Origin of the sequence: Streptomyces sp. HUAS ZL42 (genome assembly GCF_040782645.1) — a bacterium.
In the GTDB taxonomy this organism is placed as follows: Bacteria; Actinomycetota; Actinomycetes; order Streptomycetales; family Streptomycetaceae; genus Streptomyces.
The window spans coordinates 3534158-3547244 of record NZ_CP160403.1 but is presented as its reverse complement, the minus strand read 5'-3'; the positions used below and the strand labels follow the sequence as shown (position 1 = coordinate 3547244).

13 protein-coding genes are annotated in these 13087 nt (G+C 70.0%); 8 read left to right on the top strand and 5 right to left on the bottom strand.

Annotation, left to right across the window (positions count from 1 at the left end; all coding sequences use genetic code 11):
• Window positions 1-26 precede the first annotated feature (26 nt).
• A complete protein-coding gene (locus ABZO29_RS16085) occupies window positions 27-797 on the top strand; it encodes a trans-aconitate 2-methyltransferase (protein ID WP_367320875.1) in 771 nt (256 codons plus the stop codon).
• 64 nt (window positions 798-861) lie between these two features.
• On the opposite strand, the gene ABZO29_RS16080 is transcribed toward ABZO29_RS16085, so the two are convergent.
• Genes ABZO29_RS16080 through ABZO29_RS16070 form a run of 3 tightly spaced genes read right to left on the bottom strand, consistent with a single transcriptional unit; the run spans window position 862 to window position 3583 of the window.
• Window positions 862-1662: an amino acid ABC transporter ATP-binding protein gene (locus ABZO29_RS16080; protein WP_367320874.1), complete on the bottom strand. Its 801-nt coding sequence runs from the start codon at window positions 1660-1662 to the stop codon at window positions 862-864.
• Window positions 1659-2588: an amino acid ABC transporter permease gene (locus tag ABZO29_RS16075; RefSeq protein ID WP_367320873.1), complete on the bottom strand. Its 930-nt coding sequence runs from the start codon at window positions 2586-2588 to the stop codon at window positions 1659-1661. Before ABZO29_RS16075 ends, ABZO29_RS16080 begins: the two co-directional genes overlap by 4 nt.
• A 29-nt stretch (window positions 2589-2617) precedes the next feature.
• Window positions 2618-3583 carry an ABC transporter substrate-binding protein gene (locus tag ABZO29_RS16070; RefSeq protein ID WP_367320872.1) on the bottom strand — a complete coding sequence of 322 codons (966 nt, stop codon included), beginning with the start codon at window positions 3581-3583 and terminating at the stop codon, window positions 2618-2620.
• Between the two features lie 599 nt (window positions 3584-4182).
• On the opposite strand from ABZO29_RS16070, the gene ABZO29_RS16065 reads away from it, so the two are divergent.
• From ABZO29_RS16065 to ABZO29_RS16050, 4 genes are all read left to right on the top strand, one after another.
• A complete protein-coding gene (locus ABZO29_RS16065; RefSeq protein ID WP_367320871.1) occupies window positions 4183-5406 on the top strand; it encodes an NADP-dependent malic enzyme in 1224 nt (407 codons plus the stop codon).
• 306 nt (window positions 5407-5712) lie between these two features.
• A complete protein-coding gene (locus ABZO29_RS16060) occupies window positions 5713-6678 on the top strand; it encodes a zinc-binding dehydrogenase (RefSeq protein WP_367320870.1) in 966 nt (321 codons plus the stop codon).
• A gap of 130 nt (window positions 6679-6808) precedes the next feature.
• Window positions 6809-7018, top strand: coding sequence for an HTH domain-containing protein (locus tag ABZO29_RS16055; protein WP_018571396.1), 210 nt, complete (start codon window positions 6809-6811; stop codon window positions 7016-7018).
• On the top strand, window positions 7018-7581 hold the full coding sequence (locus tag ABZO29_RS16050) for a Clp protease N-terminal domain-containing protein (RefSeq protein ID WP_367320869.1): 564 nt from the start codon (window positions 7018-7020) through the stop codon (window positions 7579-7581). Before ABZO29_RS16055 ends, ABZO29_RS16050 begins: the two co-directional genes overlap by 1 nt.
• Before the next feature lie 27 nt (window positions 7582-7608).
• On the opposite strand, the gene ABZO29_RS16045 is transcribed toward ABZO29_RS16050, so the two are convergent.
• Window positions 7609-8667 (bottom strand): helix-turn-helix transcriptional regulator, encoded by a 1059-nt coding sequence (locus ABZO29_RS16045; protein ID WP_367320868.1) that lies wholly within the window; start codon window positions 8665-8667, stop codon window positions 7609-7611.
• Between the two features lies 1 nt (window position 8668).
• Window positions 8669-9724: a DUF4097 domain-containing protein gene (locus ABZO29_RS16040; protein ID WP_367320867.1), complete on the bottom strand. Its 1056-nt coding sequence runs from the start codon at window positions 9722-9724 to the stop codon at window positions 8669-8671.
• A 328-nt stretch (window positions 9725-10052) separates the two neighbouring features.
• Between ABZO29_RS16040 and ABZO29_RS16035 the strand changes: the two genes are divergently transcribed.
• The 3 genes from ABZO29_RS16035 (at window position 10053) to ABZO29_RS16025 (ending at window position 12947) form a co-directional block, all read left to right on the top strand.
• Window positions 10053-10232 (top strand): DUF6104 family protein, encoded by a 180-nt coding sequence (locus ABZO29_RS16035; protein ID WP_028420339.1) that lies wholly within the window; start codon window positions 10053-10055, stop codon window positions 10230-10232.
• Window positions 10233-10413: 181 nt separating this feature from the next.
• Window positions 10414-10824 (top strand): CU044_2847 family protein, encoded by a 411-nt coding sequence (locus ABZO29_RS16030; protein ID WP_367320866.1) that lies wholly within the window; start codon window positions 10414-10416, stop codon window positions 10822-10824.
• Window positions 10821-12947: a trypsin-like peptidase domain-containing protein gene (locus ABZO29_RS16025; protein ID WP_367320865.1), complete on the top strand. Its 2127-nt coding sequence runs from the start codon at window positions 10821-10823 to the stop codon at window positions 12945-12947. Before ABZO29_RS16030 ends, ABZO29_RS16025 begins: the two co-directional genes overlap by 4 nt.
• Window positions 12948-13087: the final 140 nt, after the last annotated feature.

Below are 13087 nucleotides of genomic sequence, written 5' to 3'. Positions count from 1 at the left end.
CGTGACGTACGCGGTGGAGGACATCGATGACGGACACCGACACCACGACCACCGGCACCGACTGGCAGGCCTGGCAGGAGAGCTGGGACCGCCAGCAGGAGTGGTACATGCCCGACCGGGAGGACCGCTTCCGGATCATGCTCGGCATGGTGGAGGCCTTCGCCGGACCCGAGCCGCGCGTCCTCGACCTCGCCTGCGGCACCGGCAGCATCACCGCCCGGCTGCTCGCCCGCTTCCCGAACGCCGTCAGCACCGGAATCGACCTCGACCCCGCCCTGCTCACCATCGCCCGCGGCACCTTCGCCGGCGACGAACGCGTCACCTTCGTCGAGGCCGACCTCAAGCACCCGGACTGGCCCACACGGCTGCCGTACGACACATACGACGCGGTCCTCACCGCCACGGCCCTCCACTGGCTGCGCACCGACCCCCTGGAGGCCCTCTACGGCCGGATCGCGGAACTCGTCCGCTACGGCGGTGTCTTCATGAACGCCGACCACATGATCGACGACACCACGCCCCGGATCAACGCGACCGAGGCCACCCACACGCGCACCCGCATGAATCAGGCCATGCGGAACGGCGCCCTCGACTGGGCCGAATGGTGGGCGCTGGCGGCCAAGGACCCGGTCCTCGCCGAGCCGACCGCCCGCCGCTTCGAGATCTACGGCGCCCACGCCGACGGCGAGATGCCCTCCGCCGCCTGGCACGCGCGCGTGCTGCGCGACAAGGGGTTCGGGGAGGCGCGGCCGGTGTGGTGCTCGCCGTCGGACACGTTGCTGCTTGCGCTCAAGTGAGGCCGGCCGTGGCGTGCGAAAGGGGCGGTACGGGATCCCGTACCGCCCCTTTCGCGTCGTACCGTCAGAGCACCTTCGACAGGAACGACCTGGTGCGCTCGTGCTGAGGGTTCGTCAGGACTTCGCGCGGATGGCCCGATTCGACCACCACGCCGTCGTCCATGAACACCAGCGAGTCGCCCACCTCGCGGGCAAAGCCCATCTCGTGCGTCACGACGATCATCGTCATGCCCGACTCGGCGAGGTCGCGCATGACGTCCAGCACCTCACCGACGAGCTCCGGGTCGAGCGCCGAGGTCGGCTCGTCGAACAGCATCAGCTTCGGCTCCATCGCCAGCGCGCGGGCGATGGCGACGCGCTGCTGCTGGCCGCCGGAGAGCTGGGCGGGGTAGTGGCCGAACTTGTCGCCCAGACCCACCCGGTCGAGGACCCGACGCGCGCGCTCACGGGCGACGGCCTTGGACTCGCGCTTGACCTGGACCGGCGCCTCCATGACGTTCTCGAGGGCCGTCATGTGCGGGAAGAGGTTGAAGCGCTGGAACACCATGCCGATGTCCCGCCGCTGCGCGGCCACTTCCTTTTCCTTCAGCTCGTACAGCTTGTCGCCGCTCTGCCGGTAGCCGACCAGGCTGCCGTCGACGTAGAGCCGGCCGGCGCTGATCTTCTCCAGGTGGTTGATGCACCGCAGGAAGGTGGACTTGCCGGAACCGGACGGGCCGATCAGGCAGAACACCTCGCGCGGGTTCACCTCCAGGTCGATGCCCTTGAGGATGTGCGCCAGTCCGAAGGACTTGTGCACGCCCTCGGCCTTGACCATCGGGTGGCCGCCGGTGCTCGGGACGCTGTCCTTGATGAGATCGCTCATCGGGCCACCTCCGGGCGGCGGAACGAACCGAACAGACGGAGGTTCTTCCTCAGGCGCTGCAGCGGGGTCGGCGGCAGGCTGCGCGTCGAACCGCGGGCGTAGCGACGCTCGAGGTAGTACTGCCCCACGCTGAAGACGCTGGTCAGGATCAGGTACCAGATCGACGCGACGAAGTACATCTCCACGACCGCGAGCGAGGTGCTGGAGATGTCCTGGGCGCGCTTGATCAGTTCGTTGAACTGCACCGCGTAGGCGAGCGACGAGGTCTTCAGCATGTTGATGAACTCGTTGCCCGACGGCGGCACGATCACGCGCATCGCCTGCGGGAGGACCACCCGCCGCAGGGTCTGCGCGTGGGTCATGCCGAGCGCGTGCGAGGCCTCCGTCTGGCCCTCCTCGACGGACTGGATGCCGGCGCGGACGATCTCGGCCATGTACGCGGCCTCGTTCAGGCCGAGACCCAGCAGCGCCGCCAGGAACGGCGTCATCACCTGGTTCATCTCGTCCTTGTAGAACCCCAGGTTCAGTATGGGGAACACGAGCGCGAGGTTGTACCAGAGGAGGAGCTGGACCAGGACCGGTGTGCCGCGGAAGAACCAGATGTAGAGCCAGGACACCGTGCTGGTGACCGGGTTCGACGACATCCGCATCACCGCGAGGATGACGCCCAGGCCCAGGCCCAGCACCATGGCCAGCACGGAGATGTACAGCGTGTGCCAGACACCGGACAGGATGGTTCCGTCGGTGAGGTAGTCCGGGATGATGTCGTAGTTGATCTTGGCGTTGGAGAACGCGATCCCGATCAGCACCAGGATCGCGATGACCACGGCGCCGGCCACCCAGCGGCCGTAGTGGCGCACCGGGATGGCCTTGATCTGCTCCGGCGGCACCGACGGCGCCGGAGTCTTGTCGACAGTGTCAGTCACGGTGACTGCCCTTCAGTGGTGCGGAGGGGTCAGGAACCGCCGTTGACCTTGGCCTCGGTGACCGCACCGTCCGTGACGTTCCACTTCTCGAGGATCTTCTGGTACTCGCCGTTCTTGATGATGGCGTTCATGGCCGCCAGGAGCGCATCGCGCAGCTGGGTGTTCTCCTTGCTGACGCCGATGCCGTACGGGCCCGCCTCGATCTGCTCGCCGACCACCTCGAAGTCGTTGCCGCCGCCCGAGGTCTTCGCGTTGTACGCCGCGACCGGGAAGTCGTTGAGGTCCGCGACGGACGCGCCCTGCTTGAGGCGGAGCAGCGCCTCCGGGTCGGTGTCGAAGGTCTGCAGCGTGATGGCCTTCTTGCCGTCCTTGGTGCACTTCTCGCTCTGCGCCTTGGCGATGCCCTCGGAGGTGGTGCCCACCTGCAGGGCCACGACCTGGCCGCACAGGTCGTCGAGCGACTTGATGCCCTTCGGGTTGCCCTTCTGGACGAGGATCGAGGTACCGGCGGTGAAGTAGTCGACGAAGTCGATGCCGTTGCCGACCTTCTTGCCGGTGTCGGAGTCGATGCCGTTCTGGCGGTCCTTCGTGTCGCTCATCGCGGACATGATCACGTTGAACCGGTTGGCCTGCAGACCGACGATGAGCTGCGCGAACTTGCCGTTCTGGAAGTCGAACTTCACGCCCAGCTGCTTGCCGAGGGCCTCGGCGATGTCGGGGTCGATACCGACCGCCTTGCCGCCCTCCATGTACTCGACCGGCGGGTAGGCGATGTCGGAGCCCACCTTGATGACGCCGGCCTTCTTGATGTCCGCGGGGAGCTTGTCGGCGAGCGGTGCGGCGGAGGCGGTGGCCTCCGTCGTGCTGCTGTCGCTGCCGTTGTCCGTCTGGTCGCCGCAGCCGGCCAGCAGCAGAGAGCCGGCGACCGCGATCGCACCGACCGCTGCTAGCCGGGAGTGCGCGGCGGTCGTACGACGGGTGGAGCTTGCGGTCATGGTGAGTTCCTCCGGCGGATGGGTGGAGTTGCCGATGGGGCGGGCAGACGCCGATGGGTTCGACGGGCTGCCTTGGGTCGACGAGAACACACGCCTTCGAGTGTCGCGACCTCGTGTGATTACGGCATCTTGCCATTCGGACGGTGCGATTCAGGACGTCGGCTATGTCAAAATCGGATAACGGGCGACCCCCGAACCGCTCAGTCCGGCTCATCGCGACCGGACCATCTGCGGGACTCCGCCCTTCCGGCCGGAAGATCTTCGGTGCATCTCGTGATGCGGTCGGTGATGACTTGGGGCCTTGTGTCCGCTTGAGTCCTTGTCAAGGTTTTGTCCAGCCCTTGTCCATATATTCGACCATGAGTGATCTCACGAGTGATCGAACTGTATGTGACCTTCGCGTTATGGACTCGTCCTCGGTGCCTTCCGTCGGGTAAGAAGGTTCTTTACACCCCTCATCCGGGGCTCAGGGCGCGTGTGCGGCGCGCCCGTCGCGTAGGTGCCCGTGCGTATCACCGACAGGGCCTTACGTGGTGCCCGCCCACCCCTCACCAGGAGTGGCCACCCTCAAACCATGAACACTTAAGGGGTAAACCAAAGTGGCAGCGGAGATCGTCAATCCTCGCAGCGACAGCAATACGGACCAGGACGGCGGGGCCGAGCCCCTCGATTCCTTCGATCCGGCGTTCGCGCTGCACCGTGGCGGCAAGATGGCCGTGCAGGCCACCGTGCCGGTCCGCGACAAGGACGACCTGTCCCTCGCATACACACCCGGCGTCGCGCGCGTGTGCACCGCGATCGCGGAGCAGCCGGAACTCGTCCACGACTACACGTGGAAGTCGTCCGTCGTCGCCGTGGTGACCGACGGCACGGCCGTCCTCGGCCTCGGGGACATCGGCCCCGAGGCCTCCCTTCCGGTGATGGAGGGGAAGGCGATTCTGTTCAAGCAGTTCGGCGGTGTGGACGCCGTGCCCATCGCCCTGGACTGCACCGGTGTCGACGAGATCGTCGAGACCGTGGTCCGGCTCGCTCCCTCGTTCGGCGGTGTGAACCTCGAGGACATCTCGGCGCCGCGGTGCTTCGAGATCGAGCGGAAGCTGCAGGAGCGGCTGGACATCCCGGTCTTCCACGACGACCAGCACGGTACGGCCGTCGTGACGCTGGCCGCGCTGCGGAACGCCGCGCGGCTGAGCGGGCGGGAGATCGGACAGCTGCGGGCCGTCATCTCGGGCGCCGGCGCGGCCGGTGTCGCCATCGCGAAGATGCTGGTCGGGGCCGGTATCGGAGACGTCGCGGTCGCCGACCGCAAGGGCGTCGTCTCCGCCGACCGCGAGGACCTCACCTCGGTCAAGCGGGAACTGGCCGGCTTCACCAACAAGGCGGGCATCAGCGGATCCCTCGAGGACGCGCTCGCCGGAGCCGACGTCTTCATCGGCGTCTCCGGCGGTACGGTGCCGGAGGCTGCCGTGGCCTCGATGGCGGAGGGCGCGTTCGTCTTCGCCATGGCCAACCCGAACCCCGAGATCCACCCCGATGTCGCCCACAAGTACGCGGCGGTGGTCGCCACCGGGCGCTCGGACTTCCCGAACCAGATCAACAACGTGCTGGCGTTCCCCGGGATCTTCGCGGGGGCGCTGCAGGTGCGGGCCTCACGGATCACGGAGGGGATGAAGATCGCGGCGGCGGAGGCGCTGGCTGCGGTCGTCGGTGACGACCTCGCTCCCGACTATGTGATTCCTTCGCCGTTCGACGAGCGGGTGGCGCCGGCCGTTACGGCGGCGGTCGCTGCGGCGGCTCGGGCGGAGGGTGTCGCTCGCCGCTGAGGGTTCAGCTGCGTTGAGCTGTGCTGAGCTGAATGGCCCCGTCCGTTTGGGCGGGGCCATTTCTTTGCCCGCCCACCCGTCCGTTCGGGTGGTTCGCAAGCCGCCGTCCCCGGGGGCTGCCGCCCCCGGACCCCTGCTTCGGCCCTGAACGGGCCTCGTCCTCAAACGCCGGACGGGCTGGATGATGCGGACCGGCGCTCAACCGTTCCGATCCGTCCTCGCAGGCCGCAGGCGCTCGCGCAAGAGGGCATGTCTCACAGGCCCCCCTGGTTTCGCCAACCCGGCCCGGACCCTATCGTCGGCTTCATGTTCGCCGTCTACGCCGCCCGAATCGACCGCGACCAGCCGCTTTCCGGTCTGGAGTTGGGGGAGCGCCCGGCCCCCGAGGCCCGTCCCGGCTGGAGCACCGTCAATGTCAGGGCCGCCTCCCTCAACCATCACGACCTCTGGTCCCTCCGTGGCGTCGGCCTCGCGGAGGACAAGCTGCCGATGATCCTCGGCTGCGACGCCGCCGGTGTCGCCGAGGACGGCAACGAGGTCGTCCTGCACTCCGTGATCGGCCAGACCGGCCATGGCGTCGGCCCCCGGGAGCCGCGTTCCATCCTCACCGAGCGCTACCAGGGCACCTTCGCCGAACAGGTCGCCGTGCCGACGTGGAACGTCCTGCCCAAGCCCAAGGAGCTCTCCTTCGAGGAGGCCGCCTGTCTGCCCACGGCCTGGCTGACCGCGTACCGCATGCTCTTCACCAATGCCGGTGTACGGCCCGGCGACTCCGTCCTCGTGCAGGGTGCGGGCGGCGGTGTCGCCACGGCCGCGATCGTGCTCGGCAAGGCCGCGGGGCTGCGCGTCTTCGCGACCAGCCGGGACGAGGCCAAGCGGAAGCGAGCCGTGGAGCTGGGCGCCGTGGAGGCGCTGGAGTCGGGCGCGCGGCTGCCGCAGCGCGTGGACGCCGTCATCGAGACCGTGGGCGCCGCCACGTGGTCGCACTCCGTGAAGTCCCTGCGGCCCGGCGGCACGCTCGTCATCTCGGGTGCGACCAGTGGTGACCGGCCCTCGCATGCCGAGCTGACCCGCATCTTCTTCCTCGAACTCAAGGTCGTCGGCTCCACGATGGGGACCAAGGAGGAACTGGAGGACCTGCTGTCGTTCTGTGCAGCCACCGGCGTACGGCCCGTCATCGACGAGGTGCTCCCGCTGGACCGGGCCCGCGAGGGCTTCGAACGGCTGGAGTCGGGCGACCAGTTCGGCAAGATCGTCCTGACTCATTCCTGACGGTTGCTCTGTTCGGTTGGCGGGTCCGGGTTTCCGGGCCCGCCTTTTGTGTGCCCGGGGCGGGCGGACCGCGTCGACGGCTACGTCAACTTTGGTTGACATGCCGGCCGTGTCAACGTAAGTTGACGGCATGACCGAAGCAACGGATCTCGCCGAGCGCGCGGGCGACCGCGATCCGCGGGTCGGACTGCGCGCCGTCGCCGCACTGCGGAGGCTGCTGGAGCAGCTGGAGGCGGTGCAGGTGCGCAGCGCGCGCAATCAGGGCTGGTCGTGGCAGGAGATCGCCGCCGAACTCGGCGTCAGCAGGCAGGCCGTGCACAAGAAGTACGGGAGGCAGTGATGTTCGAACGGTTCACCAGGGACGCTCGTGACGTGGTGCGAGGCGCGGTCGAGCACTGCGAACGCTTGGGCGCGCAGTCCGTGGACGCCGAGCACCTGCTGCTCGCCCTGCTCGACCGGGAGGCGAGCCGGGGCTCCTTCGCGCTGGCCGCGCTCGGGCTGGGCGAGCGCAAGGAGTCGGTACGGCGGGCGCTGGACGAGGCGCGCCGACGCGCGGGGCTGTCCCGGGCGGAGGCCGAGGCCCTCGCGGGACTGGGGATCGACGTCACCGAGATCGTCTCCCGCGTCGAGGAGGTTCACGGCGTGGGCGCGATGTCCGGTGACCGGAAGGACAAGGGCTGGTGGTCGGGTCGCCGCAACTTCAGCCGAGGCGCCAAGGACGCCCTCGAACAGGCGCTGCGCACCGCGGTGGCCCGCCGTGACAGTCACATCGGCGACGAACACCTCCTCCTCGCCCTCACCGTCCGCCCGGGCGTGCCCGCCGAGGTCCTCGCCGATCACGGGGTGACCTTCGAGACGCTGACGCGCGTGCTGTACGGCGAGGGAGAGGCGAAGGCGGGCTGAGGGCCCGCCTCCTTCCGGCGCCGGGTGTCACGCCTTCGGTGCGCGCAGTATCGCGCCGATGTGGGCCGCCGCCGTCGACAGGTGGCGGCGGGCGTCACGGAGTTGGTCGGTGGTGACTCCGTGATCGCGGGCCGCGTCGCGGATGTCGTCGCGGAAACGGTCGAGGAGGCGGTCCAGGTCGCGGGCGGGGTCGCCGGTGGGGTCCTCGTGGGCCCAGGCCGGCTCGTATTCCGCCGGGAAATCCTCGGGGGACGGCGTGTACTCGGGCTCCGGCGCGGACTTTCCGCCGGGAGCCGTCCGGCCGAACCCGAGGTCCTTGCCGAACTCCTTCCCGTAGTCCTTCCCGAACTCGCCGAACTCCTTGGCCAGTTCGGTCAGGCCCTCCCGCAGCCCGGTGGGCCAGTCGCCGCGCGCGAAATGGTCCTGCACCTGCTCCTGGACCCGCCGCGCGATGCGCTGCACCTCTTCCTGGGCCTGCGCCCGGGCCCGCTCCTGCGCCTCCTTGGCCTGGTGCCGGGCCCGCTGGGCCTCCTCGCGGGCCCTGCGGCTCTCGTCCTTGGCCCGCCGCGCCTGCTCCTTCCACTCCTGTTTGACGCGCCGCATCTCCTCCTTCGCGGCGCGCCAGGCCTCCTTGTCGCCGTAGTCCGTGAAGTCCCCGAAGGGGCCGCCGTGTTCGCCTGCGGCGGTCTTCGAGCCCGAACGTGCCTCGGAGGCCGCTGCCCGCATCTCGCGCCGCAGGTCGCCCGCCGCGCCGCGTACGTCGGCCCGGATCTCGGCGGCCAGCTCCGCCACCGACTCCAAAATCTCCAGTTCCAGGTCGGCCAGCTCGTCGCTGCGGTCGGCCAGTTCGGCACGGCCCGCGTCGGTGATGGCGTACACCTTGCGGCCGCCCTCGGTGGTGTGGGTGACCAGGCCCTCGGCCTCCAGCTTGGCCAGTCGCGGGTACACGGTGCCCGCCGACGGCGCGTACAGCCCCTGGAAGCGTTCCTCCAGGAGGCGGATCACCTCGTAGCCGTGGCGCGGGGCCTCGTCCAGCAGCTTCAGCAGGTAGAGGCGGAGGCGGCCGTGGGCGAAGACGGGAGGCATGTCAGAGCACCTTCTTGTCGGTCGTGCCGTCGGCCGGGGTGCTGGTCGGGGTCGACTTCGAGCCCTCGCCCCGGCCGGAAACGGAATTGTCCCCCGAGTCGGACTGTGCTCCCTGCGCCGGGCCGGCGGGGGAGGCGCCCTGCGTGTCCTCGGTCGCTGGGGCTGCGCTTTTCGGCTGCCTGTCCTCGGTCGCCGGGCCCATGTCGTCCGGGTGCACGTCGTCCGACTCCACGTCCCACGGTTCGTCCTCCGCCGGTGGGCGGCGCAGCAGGGCGATCGAGCCCGAGACCGTCGTCGCCTTCAGGCGGCCGTTGCCCGCGCCCAGTCGGCCGGTGATCCGCTTGGCGCCCCACTGGCCGCTGACCCGGAGGTCCTCGAAGGCGTTGGAGACCGTGCCGCTCGCGGTGTTCGCCTCCACCTGCGTGTCCGCCGGGTGGGGCAGCCGTATGGCGATCTCGCCGGAGACGCTGGTCAGGGTGATGTCGGTGGGGCGGCTCGTCGGGTCGACGTCGACGATCATCGAGCCGCTCACCGAGTCGGCCTTCACGGAGGAACCCGCGCCCTCGACCACGGTCAGATCGCCGGAGACGGAGTTGAACCGCAGGTCCCCGGTGAGGGCCTGGGCCTCCACGCTGCCCGAGACGGTGTCCGCGCGCACCGGTCCGCTGAGCGCCACCAGAGTCGTGTCGCCGGAGACGCCCTTCACCTCCGCGTGGCCGTCGATCCCGGAGACCACCGCCGCGGCGCTGACCACGCCGACCTCGACGCGGGTGCGTGTCGGAACGGCGAGGGAGACGACGGCGCTGCGCCGCCAGCCCTTGCGGTCGAGCCACTTGAGGAAGCCCTTCCAGGGCAGGTCCTCGTACGCCACCGTGAGCGTGCCGTCCTGCTGGGTCACCACCAGGGGTGGGCCGTCGATCCGGGAGACCTCCAGACGGGCGGAACCCTCTTCCGTGCCCACGACGTTCACCGTTCCGTTGACGATGCGTACGTGAAGCTCGCTCACGGGCTCGTCGAACGTGAGCTTCTTCGGCTCTGCGACGGACCACTCGGACATGATGCGGACCTCCTCGCCCAGGGGCGGAAACGAACACCGAACACAAACGGGCACCGGACACACGCGACGAGCCATCGCGCCATATCGCGTCTTCCGTAATTCACGATATATCGCGGCCGTGGGAAGTCAAGCATTCCCTCCGGTGATCACCGATCGGGAGCGGTCGGCGCGCTGTGTCACGCCACCGGCGCACGGCCCGCGCCGGTGCGCCGCCTCGGAACGGCGCCGCGCCCCTCGCCAAGCCCGTCCCCGCCCCCGTTCGGGCCCTGTTACATAGGCTGTCGGCAGAAGCAACGCACGTACGGACGAACGCACGCAGGAGAGCCTCATGTACTTCACCGACCGCGGCATCGAGGAGCTGGAGAAGCGGCGCGGCGAGGAGGAGATCACCTTCGAGTGGCTCGCCGAGCAGCTGCGGACGTTCGTGGACCTGAACCCGGACTTCGAGGTGCCGGTCGAGCGGCTGGCGACCTGGCTCGCGCGGCTGGACGACGAGGACGACGAGTGACCGGGAAGGGTCGACGAATCTGACGGAGTAGGGCAGAACCCCCTCACCAGGCGGTCGTTACCGGTCGTCACTGATCGTTGCCCCTCGCACTCGTCCGCATCCGGAGTTAGCCTTCTCCTCCCATTGCGGTACGAGTTCTTCCGCGGACGCGGGGAACCGGAGGCGAACGGACGGGGGCGCCGTGGGCGGAGGGGTCGAAAGGGTACGGCTCGACGACGGGACCGTCGTATGGGCCAGAATCGGCGCGGCCGACGAGGCCGCGCTGGAGCGGGACGGCTACCGGGACACGGGCGCGGGGGACCAGGTCCTCGGCATGGCGGGGGGTCTCGCCGGCACGGTCGGCGGCGTCGTGCGCTCCCTGCGCGCCGGGCTGGACACGACGGCACCGGTCGAGGTCTCCGTCAGCTTCGGCATCGAACTGTCGGTGCAGGCGGGCAGGATCGTGAGCGCCATCGCGGGAGCCGGCGGACAGGCCTCCCTCTCGGTGTCCCTGACCTGGACCGAACCTGTGAGCGAAGGTGACGGGACGGTCCCCGGGCCGCGAGCCGGCGGCGGCACGGCGACCGGATCCTCGGCCTCCGGCGCCGTATGAGCCCCCTGGAAGACGTGGTGCGCCCCTCGCTGGCGCGCATCGAGGCGCCGGGCGGCGGGTATGCACCGGACCGTGACGGGTACTGGGGATCGGGCTTCTACATAGCGCCGGGCTGGCTGCTGACCTGCGCTCACGTGGTGGGAAAGGGGGGAGCTGCCGTGTTGCGAGGAGAGAGCGCCGTAGGTGTCACCTGGCAGGGCGGCACCACCACCGGCCAGGTGATCCTCGCCAAGCCCCGGCCCCAGGCGGCGGACGCGTTCGACGACCGCTGGAAGTTACCGGACATCGCGCTCGTCCGGGTCCGGGACGCCGACGACGCGCGGTGCGTGTGGCTGAGCGACCGGGCCCCGAGCGTCCCCGCCCCGGTCGGCCTGCACGGCTGGTCGCGGCAGACCGGCGACGTCGGCATACGGCAGAGCATCGGCCAGGCCAACGGCAGGGACGGCAGCGCGCTGGTCATCACCGAGAGCCTGCCGGTCGACGGGCTGTCCGGTGGGCCCGTGGTCGACCTGCGGTACGGCGCCGTCATCGGGATGAACAAGGGGCGCGGGCGGGACGAGGGGGCCGCCGTGCCGATCACCGCACTGCGCGAGCTGTTCGACCTGCGGGACGGCGACGTCATGCACACGGTGCTGCGCGAGCACGACCTGCATCACTTCCGGCTCCTCACCGATGCGCCCGGGGACGACACCTGGGCCACCGTCCAGGAGGAGCTGCCGGGCCGTGAGGCCTCCGGGATCAGCCCCGAACTGCGCGTCCACCTCTACGGCCACCTCGCGCACCTTCCGCCGCCCGTCCGGTCGGGCGATGTCACGCACCTCGTCCACGAGGTCAGGTCCCTGGTCTCGGGCCGTAAGTACAGCTCGCCGATCCTCTTCGAGCCGCGTACCTGGCGCGAGGGCGCGGGGCTGCTGCACGGCCTGCGCGACCGCAACCGCATGACCGGTGGATCCCTGGTCGACCTCGACGCCGTCCTGCTGTACGCGGCGAAGGTGGCCCAGCACTGCATCCGGCACCGCGCGACCGAGGTGGACCGGGAGCGGCTGCGGGCGTTCGCGGCGTGGATCACCGAGCAGGCGGCCCGGCACGCCTACTGGGCGGTGCGCGAGGTCGTCGACGCCCTCATCTCCGGCCTGTTCGGCGCCGGGCCGCTGACCCTGGCGAAGTCGCGGGCCCGGGTGCGCACCGACGTCCTCGTCAAGGTCGGCGACCGTCTCTACGGCGACCTCTATCCGTGGAGCGTCCAGCTCCTGTACGACGGCCGGGACGTCACCCCCGTCGACGGCGACGACCGCGGTGTACCCGCGGACCAGCTGTCCGAGACCCTGCGGGAGCCGCTGGCCAGGGCCCTGAGCCAGGGCGACCACGGGGAACACCTCGCAGCCGTCGAGGTCTTCCTCCCACGCCGGCTGTTCGACCTGCCGGTCGACGACTGGCAGCTCGCCCCCGACGGCAGCGACGGCAGCGACGGCAGCGACGGCAGCGACGGCAGCGACGGCAGCGACGGAGCCGACGGCACCGACGACTTCGAGGACGACGACTTCTTCGACGAGCGGTCGATGCCGCTCGGCCGGCGCCGGACCGTCGTGATCCGCGACCTCAGACGCGCCACCGAGCCGCCCTCCCCCGAGTGGCGCACGCGCTGGAACCGCATGGTGCGCGGACCGCTCGCCCATCGGCCGCTGCGCGGCGAGGCTCCGGCCGACGGCCACACGGCCGGGGGCCGCGGGGAGGGGAAATGGGCCGTCTTCGCCCGGCTGCTCGCCATGGAGGACGGGAGCGTCCCCGTCTTCTGCGGGCCTGTCGGCAGCGGTGACGGCAAGGTGGCCATGGCGGCCGCGCTCATGGCCGGCCACTCCGTGGTGCTCTGGCGCCGGGACGGTCACGACCACGACCAGTGCCGCGCGTTCCACGAGCAGGCCTCCCGCCTGCTGGAACACGCCGGGCGCCCGGACGGTATGCACGCCCCGGTGCGCGAACTGCGCATCAGGTCCGCCGATCCCGACACGGCCCGGGCTCAAGGACTCGAGGGCAGGATCGCCGTCATGCTGGACCCGCCGGACCGCCCTCCCTACGGAACGGAGGCCGTGCAACCACCTCCTCTCATCGCCCCGGACTCCTGAATCCCTGTCAACTCACACGTTTCGCAAGGGCGTTCGCCGACCAGAATCGGCATCGGGCGCTCTGAAACCCAGGCAGGCGCGGTAACGTCGTACGTCGAACGGCCGGGCCCGCTGCATGATCACCAGAGCCGGGAGGAGCC

What these genes read in the sequence shown, in the direction of transcription:
- ABZO29_RS16035 (WP_028420339.1), top strand. Translation starts at nt 10,053, where the DNA reads ATGTACTTCACCGACCGCGGCATCGAGGAGCTGGAGAAGCGGCGCGGC.
- ABZO29_RS16040 (WP_367320867.1), bottom strand. Translation starts at nt 9,724, where the DNA reads ATGTCCGAGTGGTCCGTCGCAGAGCCGAAGAAGCTCACGTTCGACGAG.
- ABZO29_RS16060 (WP_367320870.1), top strand. Translation starts at nt 5,713, where the DNA reads ATGTTCGCCGTCTACGCCGCCCGAATCGACCGCGACCAGCCGCTTTCC.
- ABZO29_RS16085 (WP_367320875.1), top strand. Translation starts at nt 27, where the DNA reads ATGACGGACACCGACACCACGACCACCGGCACCGACTGGCAGGCCTGG.
- ABZO29_RS16070 (WP_367320872.1), bottom strand. Translation starts at nt 3,583, where the DNA reads ATGACCGCAAGCTCCACCCGTCGTACGACCGCCGCGCACTCCCGGCTA.
- ABZO29_RS16045 (WP_367320868.1), bottom strand. Translation starts at nt 8,667, where the DNA reads ATGCCTCCCGTCTTCGCCCACGGCCGCCTCCGCCTCTACCTGCTGAAG.
- ABZO29_RS16080 (WP_367320874.1), bottom strand. Translation starts at nt 1,662, where the DNA reads ATGAGCGATCTCATCAAGGACAGCGTCCCGAGCACCGGCGGCCACCCG.
- ABZO29_RS16050 (WP_367320869.1), top strand. Translation starts at nt 7,018, where the DNA reads ATGTTCGAACGGTTCACCAGGGACGCTCGTGACGTGGTGCGAGGCGCG.
- ABZO29_RS16025 (WP_367320865.1), top strand. Translation starts at nt 10,821, where the DNA reads ATGAGCCCCCTGGAAGACGTGGTGCGCCCCTCGCTGGCGCGCATCGAG.
- ABZO29_RS16055 (WP_018571396.1), top strand. Translation starts at nt 6,809, where the DNA reads ATGACCGAAGCAACGGATCTCGCCGAGCGCGCGGGCGACCGCGATCCG.